Raw genomic sequence first — 13,651 nt, 5'->3', positions numbered from 1 at the left:
CCCTTCTTAACTGAAAAGTTTTTCTGCTACTTTAAAGCCTTCTGTTTTTTGAATCTCTTCAACTAATGCTGAAAAGAGAAAATTATAATCCAAACCGTCTTTTGCAACGATAAAGCCACTTTCTTTTGGAACAACTTCCTCTGAAAGCTCCCATTGAACAGTAGCATCAGAAAGAGCGGTCAGCCATTCTTGCGTCACTTTCGTTTGAGAATACTCGCCTAAAAGAATGGTCGCTTTTCCTGTTAATTCAAGTGAACCTAATTGTGCTTTCATAAATTGTTGAAATTCTTCCGCTGACCATTCACTCATCTTTAAGACCACTTCGTCAAATAATTGGTTAAGATATGCTTGTTTTTTATTTAATGCATCCTGACGAATTTCTAGTGTTTGCCGTTGTTGGCGTTGTTTAAATTCTTTTAATAATTGTTGTTGTCGTTTTTCTATTTCATGTTCTTGCTTCAGCAAAATTTCTTGTTGTGCTGCTTGGAATTCTTGATCGATGCGCGTTTGTTCACTGGTGACATAGGCTTCGACTTCTTGCTTTCCTTGTTGCTTAATTTCACTGATGATTTTTTCAATGGCATCCATCCATCTGCCTCCTCAATTATTTGACGTTCAATACAAGTAAGAAGGAAATTACGAACCCTAAGATGGCATAAGTTTCAACCATGGCAGCATAGATAATTCCTTTTGTTGCATGTTCTGGTTTCTTCGCTAAAATTTGGATCCCCGCAGCGGCTACACGACCTTGGGCAATCCCAGAGAACAATCCTGCAAAAGCAATTGGTAAAGCTGCTACAAAATAGTTCAATCCTTGAACCATACTCATATCGTTTCCTAAGTTAATATAAATTAAGAAAGCAATAACAAAACCATATAGTCCTTGTGTACCTGGTAATAACTGTAAAATTAACGCTTGACCAAATTTTTCTGGCTGCTCCGTCGTTAAAGCTGCTGCTGCTTCCCCAGTAAAGCCAACCCCTTTGGCTGATCCAATCCCAGCAAAAATTGTCGCCATCGCCATTCCTAATACTGCAAAAACAATTCCACCATTATTATTAATTAAGTAATCCATCATCTCTATTTTCCTCCAATAAATAATTTTCTATTTTTTCTCAACATTGACATACTTTTCTTTTGTTTTTAGCGGATTAAACGCCCGGCCACCGCCTGTGTAAAATTTTCCAAAGAACTCAACATATTGCAAACGTGCGCCATGAACATAAGCACCTAATAACGATAAGAATATGTTTAACGCATGTAAAACAATTAACAGCAAGATCCCCACGCTAAAACGGGCAACTGGCGGCATAAACTCAACGAGCATATTAAACGCTGAAGCAATACTTCCCCCAGCAATTCCTAACGCCATCAAACGTGTATAACTAACTAAATCACCGACATAACCTGTCACACCGTATAGTCCATACAGTCCTTTGGCTAAACCTTTTAATTTGGCCTTCGATTGAATCATTGGAATCACAATAATTGCAATGGCAGAAAGGCTAGCTAAAATTGCACCTGCTGTAAATAAGCCTTCATTTTTAACCACTAATTTACCAACGACTAACAATGCTAAACCAAACAAAATCCCTAACCAAGCGTAACTTTCGTTAATACTATCTAAATAGCGCTTTTGTTTTGATAACTGAATCCCATTAATCATTAAACCGACAACCAATTGGATAAACCCAAAAATAACCGATAAAATAAGAATCGTATTTACATCTTCGGTCGTTGATAAAATCGGAAATGGTGATTTGATTCCAAACATTGTTGGCGGTAATGCTGCACCGAAAAACGAACCGTAAATGAAGCCCCAAATAATTGTTGGAAATGATAAAATCAAGAAAAAGTCGGCAAAACGTTTCATGCCTCTCGGTAAAACAAATGCTGTCAAAGCAATAATAGACAAGAGTAGCATCAGTAAGCCATAGCCAATATCCGCTACCATCATGCCAAAAAAGACTAGATAAAACGGCATCATCGCAGGTGTCGGATCAACTTCTTCATATTTTGGTAAGCTATACATCTCTGTTAACATTTCAAACGGCTGCACCAATTTATTATTCGCTAGTTTAACTGGTATATCCGTCTCAATTTCCGCCTTCGTAGGATTTTCAAAAGTAAGAGCTATTTCGTCCTTAGGAACTTTTTCTTCAATCGCTGTCAAAATATCGGCTTTTTCTTCGACTGGAATCCACGTTTGCAAGATGAAAAATGATGAAGCCTTTAACAAATGTTGACGTGCTTGTTCTCTTTGGATAACCGCCAATAAGACTTCTTCAGCCAAGCAAAACGTTTCATAAAAATCATGATAAGAAGCCAGTTGTTGCTTTAAGGCTTTTTCTTCTTTTTGTAAAATTTCATATCGTTCTTTGACTTGTTGATATGCCTCTTTAGGTGGAACATCATAACGGTATTGGAGTGGTTCAAAGCTATATTGGTTTAATAACTCGGTTACACTCTGCTGATGTTCCTTCAGGTAAACGAGTGTAAAGTAACTATGATGCATACTTTGATAAATTTCTTCAAAATAAACCGTTGGCCATTGAGACAAAGCGCTCAAGAAACTGGCTTTATTGGCTAGATTTATCGAACCATGAACGACATAACTACTTTTTAACTGTTGTTTATGCGGTAAAATATCCAGATATTGCCAGCGGCCTAATAATTCTTCTTCAGCTTCTAATCCTTGACGATCCGTTTGAATTTGTTTCAAAGATTCTTGAATATTCTTTAATTCCGTCAAATAGCTTTGTAATGTTTCTTCATCAAAGGTTTGTTCCAACTCTTCCAAAGTATAGACTTTTCTTTTTATCTTTAACCCTTTTCCTGAAGAGCGTGTCAAAAATAAAAGAAGCTCTTGCAATTGTTGTAGCATCGTTTCATATTTACGTAGCTGTTCAGTTGACTGTTCTGCTTGTAAAAAAGAATATTGACTCTTTAAGGCTTGTTCTTCTTCAGGCGAATGAAAAATCCGTTTTACTTCGACAATTTGCAAGCCTTGAATGGCTTGTAGAATTGCTGCTTCTTTTTCGGCAGCGGCAATTATTGTCATTTTTTCCATTTTACTAACTGCCATAAACGTCTTTCACCCTCTCAATAATTGAATCAATGACTTGTTCTTTGTTCGTTTCGTAACGTTCGTGAAGCGCTTGTTCAGTGCGCTTTGTTTCATCTAAAAGTTGTTCTTTTTCAAGTTGTAACATCTTTTCTTGCGTTGCTAGTGAATCCGTCAGCACTTTTTCAACAGCTTCTTCACTCTCTTGACGTAGTTCAGCTAAACGTTCTTGCTTCTGTTCTTCATATAAACGACAATTCATCTTAGCTTGTTGCCGATGCTCTTCCACCGCATCTTCCGCTGCCTTGATTTGCTCTAGTACTTCTTGTACCATTGTCTCCACCTCCTTAGTTTTTACACCTTTAGCATATAAGAAAAAGGACTAGCGAAATAGAGATACGCTCAGCCCTTTTGTTTTAGGTATGCAAAAAGGCGCAAACTCAAAAATTGTTCTTCTCACCCCTTGAAGAACTGAATCCTTGAAGCTTTCGCCCAACCATTCTTTATTCAATACTCTACCATCTTAGCAAAGTTTTTCGCAAAATTCAATACTTACCCAAATGAATTAAAATAACAAATTTTCACTTTTATAATAGGTAATAAAAAGGCATTATTTTTTTCGCTTTATAATTATTGATCTTGAATTTTTTTCACATAGATGTGCTATACTTACGTAAACAATTAAATTTATTTGGAGGGATCTCTGATGAATATACGATATATTTCAATCTCTGGTAATACACGCTCATTTGTTCAACATTTAACAACTTATGCTGAAGAGCAACATCAGCAAAACGAAAAAAATCCTACGATTACTTTCAAAGAAATTTCGGAAAATTCTCCGTTAGAAGTAGAAACAGAACCATTTTTTACCTTTGTGCCTACCTATTTAGATGGTGGCGATGGCATCAACAACGGCAATACCGAAATTTTAACAGAAGTCATGCGAGAATATCTTGCTTTTGAAAATAATTATCGTTATTGCTCTGGCGTGGTGGGCAGCGGCAATAAAAACTTTAACCACCAATACTGCCTGACAGCTAAACAGTATGCGGAACAATTTAACTTCCCCTTCTTAGCTGACTATGAATTAAGAGGTACCCAAGCGGATATTGAACGAATTTATGCTATTTTAAAGGAAAACCAATAAGCAAGTTTCATTACTAAAAAGCTCACCTATGATAGACTACATTTTGAGGTGAAGAAAAATGAGAAATACATGGTTAGCAGAACAACTTCAGTCAATCAGCGAAGAACCCAATTCTTTTATTATCGAGGAAACCATCAAATATATTGAACAATTAGAAGATGATAATGAAAGTCTTCAAGTTGCATTGGAAGGAACTATTTGGAGTCCTAAAAAATGGAACGAACCATTGGAAAAATAATTTAAACAAAAGAAAAGAGCCAGAAACGTAAGTGTTTCTGGCTCTTTTCTTCTGTTATTTACAAATTATAGACGTGCATTTAAATCTTTTGCTAATTCTTCAAAACCTGGTTTACCTAATAAAGCGAACATGTTGCGTTTGTAAGCTTCAACACCTGGTTGGTCAAATGGATTAACCCCATTTAAGTAACCTGAGATGCCCACCGCAATTTCGAAGAAGTACATAACATAACCTAATGAATAAGCATCCATTGTTGGCACTTTAACGATCATGTTTGGCACACCACCATCTGTGTGAGCAAGCAACGTACCTTCGAACGCTTTTGTATTGACGAAGTCAATTTCTTTTCCTTGTAAATAGCCTAGGCCATCTAGATCTTCATTTTGTTCCGGAATTGAAATGCTATGGCGTGGATTTTCAATTTTAACCACTGTTTCAAATAAGTTACGCATACCTTCTTGAACATATTGACCCATGGAATGTAAGTCAGTTGAAAAGTCTGCGGCTGCTGGGAAAATACCTTTGCCATCTTTTCCTTCTGATTCACCGTATAATTGTTTCCACCATTCAGAGAAATAGTGCATGCCAGGCTCATAGTTAATTAACATTTCAGTTGTTTTACCTTTACGATATAAAATGTTACGTAACGCAGCATATTGATAGGCTTGGTTTTCTTTTAAGTCGCTCGTTGCGCCGTATTCTTTACGTGCATCATTTGCACCTTCCATTAAACGATCAATATCCGCACCGCTAACAGCGATTGGTAAAAGACCTACTGGCGTTAAAACAGTGAAACGACCGCCCACATCATCAGGAATCACAAATGTTTCCCAACCTTCCGCATCAGCTTCAACTTTTACTGCTCCTTTAGCACGGTCAGTTGTCGCATAAATACGTTTATTGGCTTCTTCTTTGCCATATTTATTAATTAATAACTCTTTAAAGACGCGGAAAGCAATCGCTGGTTCTGTCGTCGTTCCAGATTTTGAAATAACGTTCACAGAAAAATCACGATCACCAATCACATTGATTAAATCAGCTAAATAAGTTGAGCTGATGCTATTTCCAGCAAAGAAGATTTGTGGCGCTTTCCGTTCTTCTTTGGATAATAGATTATTAAATGAATGTGTCAAAAATTCAATTGCTGCACGGGCACCTAAATATGAACCACCGATACCAATGACTACTAATACCTCAGAGTCAGATTGAATTTTTGCTGCTGCTTTTTTAATGCGCGCGAATTCTTCTTTGTCATAGTTTTCTGGTAAATCAATCCAGCCAGTAAAATCATTACCAGCTCCTGTACCTTCACGTAATGCTTTGTCCACTGCAGTGACTTGTGTTTGCATGTATTCCAATTCATGGTCAGCAACAAATGGTGCTAATTTGGAATAATCTAATTGAATGTGTGACATTCCTTTTCCTCCTCGAAAGTAAACTTACTACATGTATACTTTACGTGTTTTTAGACATTTTTTCAAGCAAATTCTTTTGGATAGACCAATTGTTTAATTTTAACTATTTAATTAGAGATATTTATTCTCTTAATCAAACAAACCAAGAAAAAATGCTAGGAAATCCTAGCATTTTTTGTTATTAAACGAGTCCTTGACTTAGCATCGCTGCCGCTACTTTTTCGAAGCCAGCAATATTCGCACCTAAAACAAAGTTATCTCGTGCCTGATATTCGTTAGCTGTATCACGACAAGTCTCATAAATGTTTTGCATAATTTGATCTAGCATACCGTCAACTTTTTCAAAGGACCAAGCTAAACGTTCAGCATTTTGGCTCATCTCTAATGCAGAAACCGCAACACCACCTGCATTAGCGGCTTTGCCTGGACAATAAATTACAGCTGATTTAGCAAAAACGGCGACTGCTTCTAGTGTACAAGGCATATTTGCACCTTCTGCCACGACTTTCACTCCGTTTTTCACTAAAATAGCAGCTTGCTTTTCGTTGATTTCATTTTGTGTTGCACATGGTAACGCAATGTCATACGCTGTTTCGAAATCCCAAACAGATTCTTTGTCATAATAAGTTGCGCCTTTACGTGTTTCAACATATTTTGAAATGCGTTCACGATTTTTTTCTTTTAGTTCTTTTACTAACGCCACATCAATTCCTTCTGGATCATAGACAAAACCAGACGAATCGGAACATGTGATTACTGTGGCGCCTAGCTCAGTTGCTTTTTCCATGGCATAAATTGCGACATTCCCGCTACCAGAAACAGCGACTTTTTTGCCTTCAAACGTATCGTTTTTATCTGCTAATAAATGTTTAACAAAATAAACCGTTCCATAACCCGTCGCTTCTGTTCTTGCTTGGCTTCCCCAGTATCCTAAAGGTTTTCCAGTCAACACTCCTGCATCATAGTTGCGCAAGCGTTTATACATGCCAAACAAATAACCAATTTCACGAGCGCCTACGCCAATATCGCCTGCTGGAACATCTGTACTTGGACCAATATGTTTTTGAAGTTCGGTCATGAAACTTTGACAAAAGCGCATCACTTCAGCATCTGACTTACCTTTTGGATCAAAATCACTACCGCCTTTGCCGCCACCGATTGGCAAACCAGTTAAACTATTTTTAAAAATTTGTTCAAAGGCCAAAAACTTCATCACACTTAAATTCACACTTGGATGAAACCGCAAACCACCTTTGTATGGTCCAATCGCTGAATTATATTGGACACGATAGCCTCTGTTCACATGCCAATTGCCCTGGTCATCTTGCCACGGCACACGAAATTGAAAAATACGTTCAGGTTCAATCAAGACACCTAAAACATTTGCTTCAATGTATTGAGGATTTTTTTCTAAAAAACCTTCTACGGTTGGTAAAAACTCATCGACTGCTTGTAAATATTCTGTTTGACCTTGGTCTAATTGGTGAATTTTTTCTTGAATATTTTTAACATATTGTTTTGCGTCCATTTAATCATCCTCTCATTGTTATAGGTTTATTTTAACTGAAAATTCAAAAATTACCATAGTCAAACGTTTATTTTTTCCTTAAATCCAGAAAAAATCCTGTAATTATGGTACACTACCTATTGAATTGGAGGAGAACTATGAAGAAATTTGATGTAATTATTGTCGGTGCTGGGACGAGTGGTATGATGGCCACGATTGCGGCCGCAGAAGCTGGTGCTCAAGTATTATTGATTGAAAAAAATCGCCGTGTTGGGAAAAAATTATTAATGACTGGTGGCGGCCGCTGTAATGTAACTAATAATCGGCCCGCAGAAGAAATCATTTCATTTATTCCTGGGAATGGAAAATTTTTATACAGCGCATTTTCACAATTTGATAACTATGATATCATGAACTTTTTTGAATCCAATGGTATTCACTTAAAAGAAGAAGATCACGGACGCATGTTCCCTGTTACAGATAAATCGAAGTCAATTGTTGATGCGCTATTTAACCGCATTAACGAATTAGGAGTCACTGTTTTTACAAAAACACAGGTCACAAAATTACTACGAAAAGACGATCAAATAATTGGCGTTGAAACCGAACTGGAAAAAATTTATGCGCCGTGTGTTGTATTAACAACTGGCGGCCGCACTTATCCTTCCACAGGAGCAACTGGTGATGGCTATAAACTAGCCAAAAAAATGGGGCATACCATCAGCCCACTCTACCCTACCGAATCACCTATTATTTCTGAAGAACCTTTTATCCTTGATAAAACGTTGCAAGGTCTCTCTTTACAAGATGTTAATTTAACTGTTTTGAACCAAAAAGGAAAACCTTTAGTTAATCATCAAATGGATATGCTGTTTACACATTTTGGCATTTCAGGACCTGCCGCGCTCCGCTGTTCTAGTTTTATTAACCAAGAATTAACTCGCAACGGTAATCAACCTGTCACGGTAGCCTTGGATGTGTTTCCGACAAAATCTTTTGAAGAAGTGCTGAAAAACGTTGATTACATGATTGAGGAACAGCCAAATAAAGTGGCAAAAAATGCCTTTCATTCTTTAATACCAGAACGTCTGCTTACTTTTTATCTAGAGAAACTAGCAATTGAAGAAGTGCCTGCCAAACAACTGACAGAAAAGCAACGTCTTTCCTTTGTGGAACTACTGAAAGACTTTCAGTTCACTGTTACGAAAACATTGCCTTTGGAAAAATCTTTTGTCACAGGCGGTGGGATTTCCCTCAAAGAAGTGACCCCTAAAACAATGGAGAGCAAATTAGTCAATGGTTTATTTTTTGCTGGTGAACTTTTAGATATTAATGGCTATACTGGAGGCTACAATGTTACAGCTGCATTTGTCACTGGACATGTTGCTGGCTCCCATGCCGCAGAAATTGCAGAATACACCTATTTACCAATTGAAGAAGTCTAAACAAAAAGTCGCTAAAATAGCGACTTTTTGTTTACTTTTTTTATTTATCAATAATTTTCCCGTTTTCTAAATAAATAGTGCGGGTGGCTACTTTTTCCACAAACGTTTCATCATGCGAAGTGAAAATTACTGTTCCTTGATAGGCACTTATAAATTCTTCAAGTGCTTGGATTGTGTCTAAATCAAGAAAATTGGTGGGTTCATCCAATAAGATGATATTATTTGGTTCTATAAATAATTGCGCCAAAGTAATTTTTATGGCTTCGCCACCACTTAGAGAAGATATCTTTGTCTGTAAATTTTCTTGTTGAAAACCTAGTCGATATAAAAGTGAACGCACAATCTTTTCAGAATAATTTGTCCGCTTCAATAAATAAGTCAACAGTGGTTCATCATTTTTTAATCGATAATCTAATTGATGATACGTTCCTAACCGGACTTTGGGAGAAAAGTAAATGGCCGGGTGACGGGCTTCAATTTGTTGAAGGAAGGTACTCTTCCCAGCACCATTTTTTCCACAAAGTGCTATTTTTTCGTTTAAAGGAATTTGAACGTTCACTTGGTTAAGAATTGTTCGATTCTCATAAGCGAAAGTTAAATTTTCAATTCTAATTGGATATGGATTGTATAAAGAGAACTGATTATTAGTAGGAAAAATAATTTTTCGCTCTTGTTTTGCTTGCGCAACATCGGGTAATCTGTCAATTCTGGCATTAATCGCTTTCGCTTGTTTTTGGAGTGCTTTTTGTACGGTATCTTTTTGTTTAGAACCAGCTAAACGACTAGGTTTAATTTGCTTTTGTTTTTGTTTTTTTGAAACATGACTAGATTTTTGCGCTTGTGCTTGTTTCTTTGCGTAAGATTCCTGTAATTTTTTCTTTTCCTTTTGATATTGATGATAGACATTATATTGTGTTTGCTGTTCCAATTCTTTTTGACGACAATACGCATCGTAGTTCCCTAAATATTCTTTGACATGTCCATCCGAAACTTCCCAAATTTTCTCTGCTAATTGATTCAAGAAAAAGCGATCATGACTAACAAACAAAACGGTCCCATAATAATACGTTAAATCTGCCACTAACAACTGACGATGTTCTTTATCTAAATGTGTGGTTGGTTCATCTAAAATAACCCCGGTTGGATACTCTGAAAATAATGTTGCTAAGCGTTTTTGGACTTTTTCGCCACCACTTAGTTTTTGATTTTTCTGATTTAACAAACAGTTTTTGTCAGTTTTCTCTGGTTCATTCGTTATTTCTTCAGCTACTTGTGCCAAGTAATGAAAGTCGTTCAATCTTTGAACTTTTCCTTTGTCTGATTGAATCTTACCCATAATTAAATTGAGCAGTGTTGATTTTCCTGCGCCGTTTTTACCAATAATCCCAATTTTTTCATTTTCATATACAAATAATTCATCAATTTCTAGAATTGGTTTTCCCGAAAAGTGAATACTTACTTCTTTCAGATGAATACTTAATTTTTTCATTTTGCCCTCTTCTTTCATTTCTGAAACGAAAGAATCTTGGGTACGCAAAAAAGGACAGCCTAATCGCTATCCTTGTAGTTTCGTATAAAAGTACACACGTCACCCATGAATTTTAATTTCAGACTTTTTGATAAGATTTATTCAATTTATTTTGTCAAAAAGTCAATCCAAATTCTGATAGATGCCAACATACAATTATACCTCCTCGTTTAATTACTCCCACACTAACACCTCTGCTTTCTTTTGTCAATTCTGACCCTAAAATGAGAGAATCGGACTTTAGTAGGATACAATTTTACCGAAACTATGGCAAAATAAAGACGGAGGTGAAAACCATGAAGATTACATTGACACGAAAAACATCAGCTTGGGGCGCGTTACGCTATTTTACATTTTATAAAAATGGTGTGCATCAAGGGAAACTTTTTACTAATGTACCTATTGAAATTGAGGCTGATCCTGGAGATGTTTTAACGTTCTATGAAGGCTGGTTCCAATTTTATCGGCGCATTGAAGTTACTGAAGATACCAAAGAAATCACGATTATCAATTCTAAAAAATTGCAACACGTTTTTTATACCTGTGTCGTCTTATTTTTAATTTTAACGCTATTATTCCTTTCCGCACAGAAACTTTCGACGTTTATTATTGCTGAAATTTTAATTTACTCTGGTATTCAGTGGCTGTTCCGGCAACAAACCTATCATTTTACTGTCAAGAAAAAAACGGAATCCTTTGCTTCCTATTCTAAAAAAAGTATCGCACACTAAACGAATCTTTAGCGTGCGATATTTTTTAATTACTTTTCATTAATTCGGCCACATATGTGACTGTTTCTGGTTGTGTTTCTTCAATTTTATTAATCGCATCTGCAAAATTCGGTAAATGCGCTTTGTGGGCAATTAATAATTCGTCCAACAAGGTCTTCGCCATGACGCCGCCAGGAACTAATGGATTAATAGTGAAAGCATGCAATGCTGCGCCGTAATCACCATTGATGGCTGCTCGAATAACCGTTTCTTCCATAGCTTTCATATTTTGAATAATTCCTCGTGCTGCTGGCGGAAAGGCCCCCCAGTTGTAAGGTTCATGGCCATGAGCTGTCACAGGTCCAGATACTTCTACAACACAATCATACGGTAAATCAGTAATTGTCCCATTATTTTCAGTAGAAACAACCATATCCGTTCGTTTATCATTATAAATTGATGCAATCATTTCACAAGCTGCATCGCTATAGTGTGTGCCGCCCCGTTCTTCTAATTCTTTTGGTTTGTAATCTAGTTTGGGATCTTTATACAATTCAAACAGACGACCTTCCGTTTCTTTAACCACTTGTGCTCTTGTTTCGCCCCGTTCATACTCTTCGATGGAATGCTTCAACATCTCATCTTCAATATAATAATAGCGATGATAACCACATGGTAACATTCCTAAATCTTTTAACTGTTCATAATGGAACGGCGCATCAAAAATATTTTTCAAATGACTTTCTTGCTCTTGCTTAGGTCCGTAAATTAAATCAATGAGTTCTTGTGTTCGCTCTTGTCCTTCTTTGTCCCAAACGCGGTGCCAATGGAAATGATTAATTCCAGCAAATTTAAAGAATAAGTCTTCTTCTGGAATTCCCAGCATTTCGGCCGCTTGTTTTCTATGACCAATCGGCACATTACATAAGCCAACTGTTTTTTTCCAACCGCCATGTTTAATTGCAGCTTCCGTAACCATTCCAGCTGGATTAGTAAAATTCACTAACCAAGCATCTGGGCAAAGGCGTTTCATATCGTCAATAATAGCTAAAATGACAGGAATTGTTCGAAATGCTTTAAACATTCCTCCCGCGCCATTTGTTTCTTGGCCTAATACCCCATGGGACAAAGGAATCCGTTCATCTTTAATGCGGGCATCTAATAATCCTACACGAAACTGTGTTGAAACAAAATCCGCCCCTTTTAAGGCTGCTTCACGGTCCAATGTTAAATGAACTTCCCAATCTAAACCAGCAGCTTTAATCATGCGCTTCGCCATTGCCCCAACGATTTCCAATTTTTCTTTACCAGCTTCAATATCGACTAACCAAATTTCCTTAATTGGCAGTTCATCTTTTCTTTTAATGTATCCTTCAATTAATTCAGGTGTATAACTAGAACCGCCACCAATTGTTGCAATTTTTAATGCTCCTCTTGTCATCCGTCTTCTTCCTCCTTGATTAAATTGTTATCGTTTACATCTTTAGGATAAATTATGGGAATGTTCCCATGTCAAGCACTATTTTCAAAAAAATGTATGCTATACTTCTTATAAGAATACATTCCACTTTGGAGGTAAAAAATGACGTCTATCATTGATGTAGCAAAAGTTGCCGGTGTCTCGAAATCGACTGTTTCTCGCTTAATTTCTGGAAAAGGATATGTAAGTGCCGATAGTCAAGAAAAAATTCTCAAAGCAATGAAAGAATTAAATTATACCCCGAATTATGTGGCGCGGAATTTACGAGCAGGTGCCACAAAAACCATTGGCTTTTTAGCCCCTAGCTATTTAGGTTCCTTAGGTATTTTCTTGAATCGCTTTATTTCAATTGCCAAAAAATACAATTATTCCGTAACCTTATTTTTTACAGATGGCGATCAGCAGAAAGAAATTGATGCCTTAAACCAATTAAAATACAAACAATTAGATGGCTTGTTTTTATTGACACGAACAAATGAATGGTCGGTGATTGAGCCATACAGCGCGTATGGTCCTTTAGCAACCTGGCATCGTATCGATTCACCTAATATATACTCTTCCTACATTGATCATTACTCTGGTTATTATCGTTCCTTAGAATATTTGCAACAACAAGGGTACCAAAAAATCGGTCATGTCCTCGGTAATCCCGAAAATTTAAACACGCACGCACGAAAACGTGCAATGAAAGATTTTTATGAAAACACTCAGGCACCTTGGCAAGCTGAGTGGCTGATTAATGATCAGTATACTAACCATTCTGGTCGCAAAATTGCCCATTACTGGCAACAATTAACCGACAAGCCAGAAGCTTTGGCCTTTTATAATGATCACGTAGCAGCTGAGTTTATTTCAGAACTTGAAAATCTAAATTATGCCGTTCCTCGCGATGTCGCTGTCATTGGCTTTGATAATAGTTATGTCAGTGAGTTGATGCATATTACGACTGTTGATTATGCCATTCAGTATCAAGCCGAAAACTCATTTATTTACCTATACAACCAATTAAATCAGACGAACATTCCTGAAAAAAAATTAACCGTTCGTCTAGTTGAACGACGAACAGTGCCTAAAAAAGACCCGGCAGATCAGTCACTTTGACTGATTTACCGGG

Annotated in this window: 13 protein-coding genes and 1 other annotated feature; of the genes, 5 read left to right on the top strand and 8 right to left on the bottom strand. The window is 36.8% G+C overall.

The features are described 5' to 3' along the window. Positions 1-6: 6 nt before the first annotated feature. The 4 genes from IGL37_RS05785 to IGL37_RS05770 are packed head-to-tail and all read right to left on the bottom strand — an operon-like array spanning position 7 to position 3,398. The gene (locus IGL37_RS05785) at positions 7-588 is read right to left on the bottom strand and encodes a V-type ATP synthase subunit E (RefSeq protein ID WP_002365627.1); all 582 of its coding nucleotides are present in this window, start codon (positions 586-588) and stop codon (positions 7-9) included. Between the two features lie 16 nt (positions 589-604). Further along, positions 605-1,078: a V-type ATP synthase subunit K gene (locus tag IGL37_RS05780; protein WP_002363905.1), complete on the bottom strand. Its 474-nt coding sequence runs from the start codon at positions 1,076-1,078 to the stop codon at positions 605-607. 27 nt (positions 1,079-1,105) lie between these two features. Further along, positions 1,106-3,085 (bottom strand): V-type ATP synthase subunit I, encoded by a 1,980-nt coding sequence (locus IGL37_RS05775; RefSeq protein WP_002413820.1) that lies wholly within the window; start codon positions 3,083-3,085, stop codon positions 1,106-1,108. Beyond that, the gene (locus IGL37_RS05770; protein WP_002404376.1) at positions 3,075-3,398 is read right to left on the bottom strand and encodes a V-type ATPase subunit F; all 324 of its coding nucleotides are present in this window, start codon (positions 3,396-3,398) and stop codon (positions 3,075-3,077) included. The genes IGL37_RS05775 and IGL37_RS05770 overlap by 11 nt, the downstream gene beginning before the upstream one ends. A gap of 116 nt (positions 3,399-3,514) precedes the next feature. Further along, positions 3,515-3,562 (bottom strand) — a sequence feature (sodium ion sensor (DUF1646 type); this cis-regulatory element may regulate processes involved in with the transportation of sodium ions). A 208-nt stretch (positions 3,563-3,770) separates the two neighbouring features. Between IGL37_RS05770 and nrdI the strand changes: the two genes are divergently transcribed. Both nrdI and IGL37_RS05760 read left to right on the top strand, forming a co-directional pair. Continuing rightward, complete coding sequence (gene nrdI, locus IGL37_RS05765; protein ID WP_002413821.1) at positions 3,771-4,214, top strand: class Ib ribonucleoside-diphosphate reductase assembly flavoprotein NrdI; 444 nt, start codon at positions 3,771-3,773, stop codon at positions 4,212-4,214. A gap of 58 nt (positions 4,215-4,272) precedes the next feature. Beyond that, entirely contained in the window at positions 4,273-4,452 is a 180-nt protein-coding gene (locus IGL37_RS05760; protein WP_002357684.1) for a hypothetical protein, read from the top strand. Between the two features lie 65 nt (positions 4,453-4,517). Here the strand turns inward: IGL37_RS05760 and IGL37_RS05755 are convergent, their stop codons facing one another. Beyond that, on the bottom strand, positions 4,518-5,867 hold the full coding sequence (locus tag IGL37_RS05755) for a glucose-6-phosphate isomerase (protein WP_002357685.1): 1,350 nt from the start codon (positions 5,865-5,867) through the stop codon (positions 4,518-4,520). A 181-nt stretch (positions 5,868-6,048) separates the two neighbouring features. Further along, positions 6,049-7,395 (bottom strand): NADP-specific glutamate dehydrogenase, encoded by a 1,347-nt coding sequence (gene gdhA, locus IGL37_RS05750; RefSeq protein WP_002360402.1) that lies wholly within the window; start codon positions 7,393-7,395, stop codon positions 6,049-6,051. Between the two features lie 137 nt (positions 7,396-7,532). Here gdhA and IGL37_RS05745 point away from each other — a divergent pair, with 137 nt between their 5' ends. Next, positions 7,533-8,819: an NAD(P)/FAD-dependent oxidoreductase gene (locus tag IGL37_RS05745; RefSeq protein ID WP_002357691.1), complete on the top strand. Its 1,287-nt coding sequence runs from the start codon at positions 7,533-7,535 to the stop codon at positions 8,817-8,819. Positions 8,820-8,859: 40 nt separating this feature from the next. Here IGL37_RS05745 and abc-f read toward each other — a convergent pair whose 3' ends face one another. Continuing rightward, a complete protein-coding gene (abc-f, locus tag IGL37_RS05740) occupies positions 8,860-10,326 on the bottom strand; it encodes a ribosomal protection-like ABC-F family protein (RefSeq protein ID WP_033918018.1) in 1,467 nt (488 codons plus the stop codon). 245 nt (positions 10,327-10,571) lie between these two features. Between abc-f and IGL37_RS05735 the strand changes: the two genes are divergently transcribed. Beyond that, positions 10,572-11,078: a hypothetical protein gene (locus IGL37_RS05735; protein ID WP_002357693.1), complete on the top strand. Its 507-nt coding sequence runs from the start codon at positions 10,572-10,574 to the stop codon at positions 11,076-11,078. 25 nt (positions 11,079-11,103) lie between these two features. Here the strand turns inward: IGL37_RS05735 and IGL37_RS05730 are convergent, their stop codons facing one another. Next, positions 11,104-12,498 carry a 6-phospho-beta-glucosidase gene (locus IGL37_RS05730; protein ID WP_002357694.1) on the bottom strand — a complete coding sequence of 465 codons (1,395 nt, stop codon included), beginning with the start codon at positions 12,496-12,498 and terminating at the stop codon, positions 11,104-11,106. A gap of 141 nt (positions 12,499-12,639) precedes the next feature. Between IGL37_RS05730 and IGL37_RS05725 the strand changes: the two genes are divergently transcribed. Next, positions 12,640-13,638, top strand: coding sequence for a LacI family DNA-binding transcriptional regulator (locus tag IGL37_RS05725; protein WP_002363900.1), 999 nt, complete (start codon positions 12,640-12,642; stop codon positions 13,636-13,638). Positions 13,639-13,651 lie beyond the last annotated feature (13 nt).

Origin of the sequence: Enterococcus sp. AZ119, assembly GCF_050546175.1 — a bacterium.
Classification (GTDB): domain Bacteria; phylum Bacillota; class Bacilli; order Lactobacillales; family Enterococcaceae; genus Enterococcus; species Enterococcus faecalis.
The sequence above is the reverse complement of the archived record's forward strand: the minus strand, read 5'-3'. Positions and strand labels throughout refer to the sequence as shown.

What these genes read in the sequence shown, in the direction of transcription:
- IGL37_RS05755 (WP_002357685.1), bottom strand. Translation starts at nt 5,867, where the DNA reads ATGTCACACATTCAATTAGATTATTCCAAATTAGCACCATTTGTTGCT.
- IGL37_RS05780 (WP_002363905.1), bottom strand. Translation starts at nt 1,078, where the DNA reads ATGATGGATTACTTAATTAATAATAATGGTGGAATTGTTTTTGCAGTA.
- IGL37_RS05745 (WP_002357691.1), top strand. Translation starts at nt 7,533, where the DNA reads ATGAAGAAATTTGATGTAATTATTGTCGGTGCTGGGACGAGTGGTATG.
- IGL37_RS05730 (WP_002357694.1), bottom strand. Translation starts at nt 12,498, where the DNA reads ATGACAAGAGGAGCATTAAAAATTGCAACAATTGGTGGCGGTTCTAGT.
- IGL37_RS05775 (WP_002413820.1), bottom strand. Translation starts at nt 3,085, where the DNA reads ATGGCAGTTAGTAAAATGGAAAAAATGACAATAATTGCCGCTGCCGAA.
- abc-f (WP_033918018.1), bottom strand. Translation starts at nt 10,326, where the DNA reads ATGAAAGAAGAGGGCAAAATGAAAAAATTAAGTATTCATCTGAAAGAA.
- gdhA (WP_002360402.1), bottom strand. Translation starts at nt 7,395, where the DNA reads ATGGACGCAAAACAATATGTTAAAAATATTCAAGAAAAAATTCACCAA.
- IGL37_RS05725 (WP_002363900.1), top strand. Translation starts at nt 12,640, where the DNA reads ATGACGTCTATCATTGATGTAGCAAAAGTTGCCGGTGTCTCGAAATCG.
- IGL37_RS05785 (WP_002365627.1), bottom strand. Translation starts at nt 588, where the DNA reads ATGGATGCCATTGAAAAAATCATCAGTGAAATTAAGCAACAAGGAAAG.
- IGL37_RS05770 (WP_002404376.1), bottom strand. Translation starts at nt 3,398, where the DNA reads ATGGTACAAGAAGTACTAGAGCAAATCAAGGCAGCGGAAGATGCGGTG.
- IGL37_RS05760 (WP_002357684.1), top strand. Translation starts at nt 4,273, where the DNA reads ATGAGAAATACATGGTTAGCAGAACAACTTCAGTCAATCAGCGAAGAA.
- IGL37_RS05735 (WP_002357693.1), top strand. Translation starts at nt 10,572, where the DNA reads ATGAGAGAATCGGACTTTAGTAGGATACAATTTTACCGAAACTATGGC.
- nrdI (WP_002413821.1), top strand. Translation starts at nt 3,771, where the DNA reads ATGAATATACGATATATTTCAATCTCTGGTAATACACGCTCATTTGTT.